This is a genomic window from Dellaglioa sp. BT-FLS60, from assembly GCF_054941065.1.
The window spans coordinates 79,561-90,516 of the sequence record NZ_JBSOLI010000029.1 but is presented as its reverse complement, the minus strand read 5'-3'; the positions used below and the strand labels follow the sequence as shown (position 1 = coordinate 90,516).

9 protein-coding genes are annotated in these 10,956 nt (G+C 36.4%); 8 read left to right on the top strand and 1 reads right to left on the bottom strand.

Translation table 11 applies throughout. The features are described 5' to 3' along the window. Positions 1-238 precede the first annotated feature (238 nt). The 4 genes from proC (at position 239) to ACVQ8P_RS02540 (ending at position 4,351) form a co-directional block, all read left to right on the top strand. A complete protein-coding gene (proC, locus tag ACVQ8P_RS02555) occupies positions 239-1,036 on the top strand; it encodes a pyrroline-5-carboxylate reductase (protein ID WP_462297333.1) in 798 nt (265 codons plus the stop codon). A gap of 74 nt (positions 1,037-1,110) precedes the next feature. Then, entirely contained in the window at positions 1,111-2,238 is a 1,128-nt protein-coding gene (gene nagA / locus ACVQ8P_RS02550) for an N-acetylglucosamine-6-phosphate deacetylase (RefSeq protein ID WP_462297332.1), read from the top strand. A gap of 25 nt (positions 2,239-2,263) precedes the next feature. Next, complete coding sequence (locus ACVQ8P_RS02545) at positions 2,264-2,965, top strand: GntR family transcriptional regulator (protein ID WP_462297331.1); 702 nt, start codon at positions 2,264-2,266, stop codon at positions 2,963-2,965. A 156-nt stretch (positions 2,966-3,121) separates the two neighbouring features. Further along, the gene (locus tag ACVQ8P_RS02540) at positions 3,122-4,351 is read left to right on the top strand and encodes a NupC/NupG family nucleoside CNT transporter (protein ID WP_462297330.1); all 1,230 of its coding nucleotides are present in this window, start codon (positions 3,122-3,124) and stop codon (positions 4,349-4,351) included. Between the two features lie 39 nt (positions 4,352-4,390). Here ACVQ8P_RS02540 and ACVQ8P_RS02535 read toward each other — a convergent pair whose 3' ends face one another. Further along, positions 4,391-5,137: a WecB/TagA/CpsF family glycosyltransferase gene (locus tag ACVQ8P_RS02535; protein ID WP_462297329.1), complete on the bottom strand. Its 747-nt coding sequence runs from the start codon at positions 5,135-5,137 to the stop codon at positions 4,391-4,393. Between the two features lie 151 nt (positions 5,138-5,288). Between ACVQ8P_RS02535 and ACVQ8P_RS02530 the strand changes: the two genes are divergently transcribed. The 4 genes from ACVQ8P_RS02530 (at position 5,289) to ACVQ8P_RS02515 (ending at position 10,914) form a co-directional block, all read left to right on the top strand. Further along, complete coding sequence (locus ACVQ8P_RS02530) at positions 5,289-6,752, top strand: nicotinate phosphoribosyltransferase (RefSeq protein ID WP_462297328.1); 1,464 nt, start codon at positions 5,289-5,291, stop codon at positions 6,750-6,752. 17 nt (positions 6,753-6,769) lie between these two features. Beyond that, a complete protein-coding gene (gene nadE, locus ACVQ8P_RS02525; RefSeq protein ID WP_462297327.1) occupies positions 6,770-7,597 on the top strand; it encodes an ammonia-dependent NAD(+) synthetase in 828 nt (275 codons plus the stop codon). A 206-nt stretch (positions 7,598-7,803) separates the two neighbouring features. After that, positions 7,804-10,458, top strand: coding sequence for a cation-translocating P-type ATPase (locus ACVQ8P_RS02520; protein WP_462297326.1), 2,655 nt, complete (start codon positions 7,804-7,806; stop codon positions 10,456-10,458). A 15-nt stretch (positions 10,459-10,473) separates the two neighbouring features. Further along, positions 10,474-10,914 (top strand): hypothetical protein, encoded by a 441-nt coding sequence (locus ACVQ8P_RS02515; RefSeq protein ID WP_462297325.1) that lies wholly within the window; start codon positions 10,474-10,476, stop codon positions 10,912-10,914. Positions 10,915-10,956: the final 42 nt, after the last annotated feature.

The following is a 10,956-nucleotide window of genomic DNA, read 5'->3' as shown; positions in this document are numbered from 1 at the left end:
AGAAACTTTTATAGATTTCGCATCAGAATATTTTATACCCTTAAGATTCATACAAAAAAAGGCCTAATCACTAAGTGATTAGAACCTTCATAATATCATTCACCAACAACAGTTGACGAAGAACCCTAAAAAAAAGCAGATACTTAGGTATCTGCTTTTTTGTTTTACATGTCACTTTAAATTTTTTTGAGGTATTATGGTGTTAGGACTTAAATATGATGGTTGAAATGAGGAAATAATGAAAATTGGATTTATTGGAGCTGGTAATATGGCTCGAGCAATTATTGAAGGTTTATTAAAAGCAAATTTTGTAACGTCGACAGAAATTTTGGTTCATAGTGCTAGAGAGGTTAGTTATGTGCCATATGCTAAAAAAAATGGCCTTACAGCGTTGGATAGCAATGCCCGAGTAGTTAGTGAAGCAGATGTTGTTTTTCTTGCTGTAAAGCCAATTGTGCTAGGTAAAGTTTTAGCAGAAATTAAAGATTCAGTAAAAAAACATAATCCTATGCTAATTTCTATTGTATCGGGTGTTTCGGTTGCAGAAATTGAAACAGAATTGGATAATCATTCGGTTGGTATTCTAAGAACAATGCCAAACGTTAATGCAACCGTGTCTGCAAGTATGACGGCATTGGTTGGTAATGATGTTTTGACAGATGCACAAATGCAACAGGGAATTGATTTATTTGATACTGTTGGTGAAACAATGCAGATTGCTGAACGTGATTTTAGTACGTTTGTTGCGCTTGCTGGTAGTTCACCCGCATTTATCTACTTATTTATTGATACGCTAGCACGTGCTGGTGTTAAATATGGATTACCAAAAGATAAAGCCACTAAAATTGCCGCTCAAGCCGTGTTAGGTAGTGCTAAAAAAGTATTATCGACTGATGAAGTACCTTGGAAACTGATTGATGAAGTTTCATCTCCAGGTGGGACAACTGTTGCGGGATTACTTGCGATGGAAGAAGCTGGATTTATGAATTCAATTATTAAAGCTGTTGATGCAACAGTTGCTAAAGATCAAAACTAAATCCTGATATAGCCTTGTTTTTTTGGTCTATACCGATTATACTAAGTGTATAAATTGAAGGGATGGCGGATAAAATGAGTATTGTTTTAAAACATGCAGTTATCTACACGGGTTCAGAAAAAATCGAAGATGCTTATGTTCGATTTGATAAACAAATTAGTGCAATAGGACCAATGAGTGATTATAAAGCTTTGGCATCTGATGAAGTTAGAGATGTTGAGGGACAAGTTCTTGTTCCTGGATTTATTGATATTCATAGTCATGGTGGCTACAGTTTCGATGCAATGGATGGCGATGCTGATCAAATTAACGAAATGGTTACAGATATGATTCATGAAGGTGTTACAACTTATTTTGCAACAACAATGACACAATCACATGAAAATATTGCTAAAGCCATGGTTGGTATTAAAAAAGCCGCAGAAATGAATCCGGTTATTCAAGGTATCCATCTTGAAGGTCCCTTTATTTCTCCCGTTTTCAAAGGCGCACAGCCTGAAAAATACATTGAAGCCCCTGATACAAAATTATTTGACAAATGGAATGAATTATCTGGTCATATGATTAAATTAGTTACTTATGCACCAGAACATAAGACATCTCCTGAATTTGAAGCCTACTGTATTGAACATGATATTGTGCCTTCAGTGGGTCATAGTAATGCAACACGTGAAGAAATGAAACATTCTCGAGCAAGTCATGTGACTCATCTATATAATGCACAACGCGAATTTAAGCATCGTGAACCAGGTGTTACTGGACATGCTTTTTTAGAAGACAATATCTATGCAGAAATTATTGCTGATGGGTTCCATATCGTACCAGATATGATTAAATTAGCGTACGATTTAAAAGGACCAGAACGAATTGAATTGATTACGGATTCAATGCGTGCTAAGGGAATGCCAGAAGGTTTAAGTGAACTTGGTGGACAAAAAGTCATCGTTAAAGATAAGCAAGCAAGATTAGAATCTGGCAATTTAGCTGGATCTGTTTTACAATACCAAGATGCATTTAGAAATATGATGAAATTTACTGGTTGTGGTATTGCAGAAGCTGTATTGATGACTTCCGTTAACCAAGCTAGAGAATTTAATTTAACATCAAAAGGTGCCATTGAAATTGGGAAAGATGCTGATATGAACTTATTTGATGCTGATATGCAATTAGAAAGCACATATAGTTTAGGACGCAAATTTTAATAAAAGTTTAGGAAGGTAATTGCTGATGGGGTCTCCCATATATATTCAAATTCACAATGAAATGAAAAAAACAATTGAATCTGGTGAATGGGAAGTTGGTAATCGCATTCCTGCAGAACGTGAACTCGCCGTTGTATTCGGTGTTAGTAGAATGACCCTCAGACAGGCCATTCAAACTTTAGTTGATGAGGGAATTTTAGAGCGCCATGTTGGTGACGGGACGTACGTCGCTCGTAAGAAAGTTCAGGAAAAAATGTCGGGTGTAACTAGTTTTACTGATTTGATGGCTGAACAGGGGAAAGTTGCTTCAAGCAAAACGGTCACTTACCATGTGACTACGCCTTCGTTAAGTGAAATTGAAAAATTACAATTAGCCGACGGAGAACTTGTCTTACGGATGGAACGAATTCGGTACGCCGATGGCTTGCCAATTTGTTTTGAGGTTGCAACGGTCCCTAATAAATTAGTTGATGGCTACAGTAAAATTGAAATTACGAGTTCTTTATATCGAACATTGGAAGAAAAAGCTGGGTTAACATTGGGAGGGGCGCAACAGACAGTGTCTGCAATGTCTGCAGCTGAAAATATTGCTGACTATCTCTCAATCAAGCGTGGTGAAGCTATTTTGAGGCTTCGTCAGGTCAGCTTTTTGAAAAATGGTGAGCCGTTCGAATATGTTCGGACACAATATGTAGGGAATCGCTTCGAATTTTATCTAGAAAAATAAAGTTCAAAAAAATATTAATTGCTCTTTTTCAACCATATCAGTGGATGAGATAGAGTAATTTTTTTTGAGAGAATTCTGTTCGATTGACATCAAATTGAGATAAAGCTATATTATTTTAGGAGCAAAAATAAATTATCTGAAGGAGTTTTAATCTATATGTATTTATTAGTTAATATTTTCGGTGTTGCCATTTTTATTTTAGTTGCATTTGTATTTTCCAAAAAGAAGCGAGAAATTAATTGGAATTCAATTGGAATTATGGTCGTTATTAATTTATTTTTAGCTTGGTTTTTAACAGAATTTTCATTAGGTCGTAATATTGTAGAAGGCGCTGCTAATGGGTTTAACTGGTTAATGAGTGCTGCATATCAAGGTATTCAATTTATGGTACCTGCAGTGCCTAAAGTAACTGATTTAGGATTTTTTATGAGTGTCTTGTTACCCGTTATTATGATTGTGCCATTATTTGATATTTTAACTTATATTGGTGTTCTTCCATGGATTATCAAATGGATTGGTCGTGGGTTATCAAAGATTACGGGTCAACCAAAATTTGAATCATTTTTTGCCGTTGAAATGATGTTCTTAGGAAATACTGAAGCACTTGCTGTTTCAAGTCTTCAATTGAAATTAATGAAATCTGAACGGAACTTAACACTGGCAATGATGTCTATGAGTTGTGTGACGGCTTCGATTATTGGTGCCTATACTACAATGATGCCAGGACAATACATCTTGACTGCTGTGCCAATTAATATTATTAATGCTATTATTGTTACAAGTATCTTGAATCCGGTTCAAGTGACTGAGGAAGAAGATACAATTGCTGAAATGACGGGTAGTAATTCAAATGATTTAGAAGTTTCTGAATCAGATGGAAAAAAAGAACCTTTCTTTGCTTTCTTAGGTGATTCAATCTTAGGTGCGGGTAAGTTAGTTTTAATTATTGCCGCAAATGTGATTGCATTCGTTGCTTTAGCAGCATTGATTGATAATCTTCTTGGCTTAGTAAATACAAATTTATCACTTGAAAATATTTTAGGGGTTATCATGTTCCCATTTGCTTGGTTGATGGGATTCAATCCTTCAGATGCGTTCGAGTTAGCACGTTACATGGGTACAAAGTTAGTAACAAACGAATTTGTTGTTATGGGCCAAGTATCAAGTACAATTAATTCATTCGCACCACATTACAAAGCAGTTTTAACTGTTTTTGTTACGTCGTTTGCAAACTTCTCAACAATCGGAATGATTATTGGTTGTTTCAAGGGAATTGTTAATAAAGAGAAAAATGATGTCATCGCAAAAAACGTGGGTTACATGCTCCTATCTGGTATTTTAGTATCATTATTATCAGCTGGTATGGTCGGTATTTTCGTTTGGTAATCTAAAGATACGTAAAAAGAACCGAGAAATTTTATTTTCTCAGTTCTTTTTTTTATGGCCAAAGAATTTCTCTTTGTAAATTAAAATTAAGTAATGCGGAATGGCTAGCATTCTGATGAAACGAGAGGGTTCTTGGAATAGACGATACAGCCATTCAATATGATGATTCTGCCAAAATTGAGGAGCCCGGTTCACCGTTCCAGCTAACACATCGAAACTACCACCAACCCCCATCCAGATGCTGTCAGATACTTGACGATTACGCTGAATGAATTTTTCCTGATTTGGGAAACCTGTAGCGACGAAAATGAAATCAGGCTGACTCTTCTTAATTGCGTCAACAATTGCTTGATCATCTTTGAAGTAACCGTTATGGAAGCCTGCTAGATTAATATTAGGATAATCGGCACTAATCGTTTTAACGACTTTTTGAATGACTGATTCAGCTGCCCCAACTAAATAGATTGATTTTTGCTGATTATCAGCCCATTTAAGCAAGCTTATTAAGGTATCAAAGCCTGTAATGCGTTCGGGCATTGGTGTGCCTAAAATGGCACTACCTTTAACGATGCCAATACCATCTGGCGTGACATAGTCAGCTTGTGTGAGGATTTCTTTATAATCAGCATGTTGGCGCGCAAACAGCACAATTTCTGGATTGGCTGTCACAATGAAGCGATTTGTATGTGATAATGAATCCGTTTCAATTTGAGTTAAAAAGGCATCATTTGTAGTATTTATAAATTCAATATTTAATATAGTTGTTTTTTTAAAATTATTTGGCATAAATTTGACCCTCGCTTTTTAAACTTTGTCTTATTATAACAGAAGATAAACTGTGAATATGACGGATTACTTAAAAAATGGTAGAATGTAACTTATAATTTGTGTGCTGGAGCATTTTCCAGTAATGCATTCACTTTAAAGGAGAAACATCATGGTAAAAAAATACCCAGATGATAGTTATACTTTGCATACGGACGCTTACCAAATCAATATGATTCAAACTTATTGGGAAAAAAATATTCACAATAAAAATGCTGTATTTGAAGTGTTTTTTAGAAATTTACCTTTTTCTAATGGTTATGCTATTTTTGCTGGTTTAGAAAGAGCTATTAATTATATTCAAAATTTAGAATTTTCAGAGACAGATATTGCGTATTTAAGAGAAGTAGCAGAATATCCAGATGATTTTCTTGCTTATTTGAAAGATTTTCATTTTCGTGGCACAATTCGCGCAGCTGTTGAAGGCGAGGTTGTCTTTAACGGTGAACCTATTTTACAAGTTGAAGGTCCTTTGGCAGACTGTCAGTTAGTAGAAACAGCCTTATTAAATATTATTAATTACCAAACGTTAATTGCGACGAAATCAGCTCGTATTAAAGCAGTTGCCGGTAACGATGGCGTGTTGGAATTTGGGACAAGACGTGCTCAAGAATTTGATGCAGCGATTTGGGGCACCCGTGCCGCTTATATTGGTGGATTTGATGCAACAAGTAATGTTCGAGCTGGTAAAATTTTTGGAATTCCTATTAGTGGTACACATGCCCATTCGTTAGTTCAAGCCTATAGAGACGACTATGAAGCCTTTATGGCCTATGGCACAACTCATTACGATTGTGTATTTTTAGTGGATACATACGATACGTTAAAGGGTGGTGTACCCAGTGCAATCAGAGTGGCTAAAGAATTAGGCGATAAGATTAACTTCCTAGGGGTCCGAATTGATAGTGGCGATATGGCATATATCTCTAAGCGCGTTCGTGAACAATTAGATGAAGCTGGATTTACGGAAGCTAAGATTTATGCTTCTAATGATTTAGATGAAAAAACAATTACTAATTTAAAAATGCAGGGTGCTAAGATTGATGTTTGGGGCGTTGGTACAAAATTAATCACGGCTTATGATCAACCAGCGTTGGGGGCCGTGTATAAATTAGTTGCCATTGAAGGTGATGATGGCCAAATGGTTGATACCATCAAGCTAAGTAATAATGCAGAAAAAGTGTCAACACCAGGCAAAAAGCAGGTTTGGCGGATTACGAAAAAATCAGATGGAAAAAGTGAAGGGGATTACATTTCATTATGGGATGAGGAACCTCAAAAACAAGACTCACTTTACATGTTCCACCAACAATATACGTATATTAATAAATTGGTAACTGATTATGATGCACGACCAATTTTACAAGACATTTTTGTTGATGGTGAATTAGTCTATGATCAACCTGAATTGGATGCCATTAGAGAATATTCAAGAATTCAATTGGACGGTTTGTGGGAAGAATATAAACGTGAATTAAATCCACAAGATTATCCAGTTGATTTATCGCAAAAAAATTATGATAATAAAATGGCGATTATCCAAAAAATTAGAAATGATATGAATAATATCAAATAAATGAGGGAGTGTTCATTTTGACTAACCTGCAAAAACAAATTATTGAAACTTTAAAGGTGAAACCAAGCGTTGATCCTGCTGAAGAAATTCGTGTCAGTATTGATTTTATGAAGGCTTATTTAATAAAATATCCCTTTTTGAAATCATTGGTTTTAGGGATTTCTGGTGGACAAGATTCAACACTCGCTGGGTATTTGGCCCAACAAGCGGTTAATGAATTACGCAAAGAGACCGGGGATGACAGTTATCAATTTATTGCTGTTCGATTACCTTACGGGAGTCAAGCTGATGAATCTGACGCACTGGATGCCATTACGTTTATCCAAGCAGATCAAGTAGCACGCGTAGACATTAAGGGTGCCACAGATGAAATGGTCAAAAGCTTAATTGAAAATGATCTTGACGTTTCTGATTTTAACAAAGGAAATGTGAAAGCGCGTCAACGGATGATTGCGCAATATGGGATTGCTGGTGCAAAAGCTGGTGCGGTTGTAGGGACTGATCATGCTGCTGAAGCTATTACTGGATTTTATACAAAATATGGTGATGGTGGCGCTGATATTACGCCACTTTGGCGCTTAGATAAACGTCAAGGAAGGGCTATGTTAGCGTTGCTCAACGCACCTGAACATCTTTATTTAAAAGTACCAACAGCCGATTTAGAAGAAGCTCGTCCAGCGCTGCCCGATGAAGTTGCATTGGGTGTTACTTATGATAATATTGATGATTATCTTGAAGGTAAGACCGTTTCAAAAGAAGTGAGTGACAAGATCGAAAATTGGTATTTGAAGACGGAACATAAACGTCACATGGCAATTACTGTTTATGATTCTTTTTGGAAGTAAAATAGTTGCGTAACCCATTTGATTTCAGTTATACTTAAAGAAATCATAGGGGAGTAACTAGCGGATTATCCGCGGCAATGTCACCAACAAGAAAGTTCTTTTTCTGGTATTGCCTTAAATAGTGAGACTTATGTATGTTTAAAGTTCCACAACATACATAGGTCTTTTTTTGTATCTTGTGGACGACTATATTAAGGAGGCTCACTATGACAAAAAGGATTTATGCACAATCAGTTGAAGACGTTCTAATAGATCAAAAGACAGATTTGGCAGGGCTAACAACGCAAGAAGTAATGGAACGAACGGAAAAATACGGTTTGAATCAATTATCAGAAGGTAAACGTAAATCATTACTGCAAAAATTCTTTGATCAATTCAAAGATTTTATGATTATTGTTTTAATTATTGCGGCCGTCATTGCGGCTTCATCAGGTGAAGTTGTTGATGCAATTATTATCATGATAGTTGTCATTTTAAATGCGATTTTTGGTGTTTTTCAAGAATCCAAGGCTGAAGAGGCAATTAATGCATTAAAAGAAATGTCGACGCCTAATGCTAATGTCAAACGAAATGGTCAAATTGAAATCATTAAAAGTGAGAATTTGGTACCTGGCGATATTGTCTTGCTTGAAGCGGGTGACGTCATTCCAGCTGATTTACGGTTAACGCAGATTGCCTCACTTAAAATTGAGGAATCCGCCTTAACTGGTGAATCAGTTCCGGTGGATAAAAGTCTAATTTTATTAAAAGATGAAGATGCTGGGATTGGTGATCGCCATAATATGGCCTTTATGAATAGCAATGTCACTTATGGTCGTGGTGAAGGAATCGTTGTTGGTACGGGAATGAATACCGAAGTTGGCCGTATTGCAGGGATGCTTAACTCCGCAGATGAAATGAAAACGCCACTTCAAGAAAATTTAAATCAATTAGGTAAAACCTTAACTATTTTAATCTTAATTATCGCCGTTATTGTCTTTTTTGTAGGTTTACAAAATGGGGATAACAGTGTGATTGATATGTTATTAATTGCGATTTCGTTGGCCGTTGCTGCTATTCCAGAGGGATTACCCGCAATTGTTACCATTATTTTGGCGCTTGGTACACAAAAAATGGCCAAAAGAAATGCGATTGTTAGAAAATTACCAGCAGTTGAAACGTTAGGTAGCACTGATATTATTGCATCAGATAAGACAGGAACGTTAACGTTGAATCAGATGACTGTTGAAAAAATAGTTATCAACAATCAGTTATTAGAGGCTGATGAAGTAACGCCTAATTGGGATAACCCGTTATATCAAGTGATGACATTTAGCAATGACACGAAACAAACGTCTGAGGGTCAGTTACTTGGTGATCCAACAGAAACGGCTCTTATTCAATATCATTTAGATCATGGCTTAGACGTGACGGCATTATTAGCGAAGGAACCGCGAGTTGCTGAAGTGCCTTTTGATTCTGAACGTAAATTAATGTCAACCATTCAAAAAGTTACTGACAAACTATTTTTTGTTGCCGTTAAAGGGGCCCCTGATCAATTGTTGAAACGTGTGACACGTTACGTTGAAAATGGTGAGATTAAAACAATGACTGATGCACAGTTAGCCATCATTATGGCCAATAATCACGATATGGCAACGCAAGCATTACGTGTGTTAGCTTTTGCTTATCGTGAAATAGAGATCCTCCCAGAAATAGTGACTTCAGAGACAGTGGAAAATGATTTAATTTTCGCTGGATTAGTTGGTATGATTGATCCGGAGAGACCTGAAGCTGCAGCCGCAGTACGTGAAGCTAAAAAAGCAGGTATTCGACCATTAATGATTACGGGCGATCATCGTGATACGGCTGAAGCAATTGCTGTTCGATTAGGTATTGTTGAAGCAGGTCAGCACGAAGCCATTATTTCTGGTGCTGAGTTAGATGAATTATCGGATGCCGCATTTGAAAAGCAAGTGGCGCAATATTCAGTGTATGCACGAGTATCGCCTGAACATAAGGTTCGGATTGTTAAAGCATGGCAGAAAAAGAATCAGGTAGTCGCAATGACTGGTGATGGTGTCAATGATGCCCCCGCTTTAAAATCAGCTGATATTGGGATTGGTATGGGAATCACCGGGACTGAGGTATCAAAAGGGGCTTCAGACATGGTGCTTGCCGATGATAATTTTGCGACAATTGTTTTTGCGGTTAAAGAAGGTCGTAAGGTCTTTTCTAATATTCAAAAATCAATTCAATATTTACTCTCTGCAAACTTAGGTGAAGTTCTTACGTTATTCGTTATGACGATGATGGGTTGGAGTATTTTGGCGCCTGTGCATATTTTGTGGATTAACTTGGTGACAGATACTTTTCCTGCCATCGCCTTGGGTGTTGAACCTGCCGAAAAAGGGTTGATGAATCACAAGCCCCGTGGCCGTAGAGCAAACTTTTTTTCAGGTGGTGTGATGCCAAGTATTATTTATCAAGGTATCTTAGAAGGGGTCATAACATTATTTGTTTATTGGTTGGCTTTAACGTATCCTGTTCATATGGGTGCTAAATTGATTCATGCAGATGCTTTAACAATGGCTTTTGCAACATTGGGATTAATACAGTTATTTCATGCCTTTAATGTTAAATCAATTCATGGATCAATTTTCAACCGTAATATCTTTAAAAATGTGACATTTAACTGGTCAATTTTGGCCTCATTCGCGATGCTTGCAGCGACAATTTTAATTCCTGGATTAAATAAAATGTTCCATGTGAGCCATTTGGACATGTATCAATGGGTAATTGTCTTAGCAGGCTCGTTCTCAATCATTGTGATTGTTGAAATCGTGAAATTTGTTCAACGATTAGTCAAAAAAAATAAATAAAAGGAAGTATGTATCTTGAAAAAAAGAGTTAATGTTAATTATTATATCAATGCACTAAATGATGTTGCACAAGCAACTGAAGAAATGGGTAATTCGTTAAATGAGCATTATGAAATCATGGAAAAAGCAATCAATGCTGATGATTTTTCAACTGTTTCAGATGATGAATTTACGACAACTAAAGAAAAATTTGTCGAAGGTACTGCAAGTTATCAAGAAAATTTGAGTAAATTAGATGATTTACAAGTGCCAATCCCTGTTTTAGGAAAACATAAAAAATTGATTAGTGGCTACCGTACTTTCGTTGAAGGCTGTGACGAAATGACAAACAGTATCAACGTTGAAAAACATCTTGTTGAAGTGGCTGCTTTTAAAGGCTCAGAAGAGAAACAAGATCAAGGAATGACACAAACAACAGATATGATGCAACGTATTATGCAACAAATTTTAGGTTAATTTTAACTAAAGAGATTGATATTAGGAATGGTTGTGCTGACG

Bases quoted from the DNA above. Each gene is read 5' to 3' on its own strand.
- proC (WP_462297333.1), top strand. From the start codon at position 239: ATGAAAATTGGATTTATTGGAGCTGGTAATATGGCTCGAGCAATTATT.
- nagA (WP_462297332.1), top strand. From the start codon at position 1,111: ATGAGTATTGTTTTAAAACATGCAGTTATCTACACGGGTTCAGAAAAA.
- ACVQ8P_RS02545 (WP_462297331.1), top strand. From the start codon at position 2,264: ATGGGGTCTCCCATATATATTCAAATTCACAATGAAATGAAAAAAACA.
- ACVQ8P_RS02540 (WP_462297330.1), top strand. From the start codon at position 3,122: ATGTATTTATTAGTTAATATTTTCGGTGTTGCCATTTTTATTTTAGTT.
- ACVQ8P_RS02535 (WP_462297329.1), bottom strand. From the start codon at position 5,137: ATGCCAAATAATTTTAAAAAAACAACTATATTAAATATTGAATTTATA.
- ACVQ8P_RS02530 (WP_462297328.1), top strand. From the start codon at position 5,289: ATGGTAAAAAAATACCCAGATGATAGTTATACTTTGCATACGGACGCT.
- ACVQ8P_RS02520 (WP_462297326.1), top strand. From the start codon at position 7,804: ATGACAAAAAGGATTTATGCACAATCAGTTGAAGACGTTCTAATAGAT.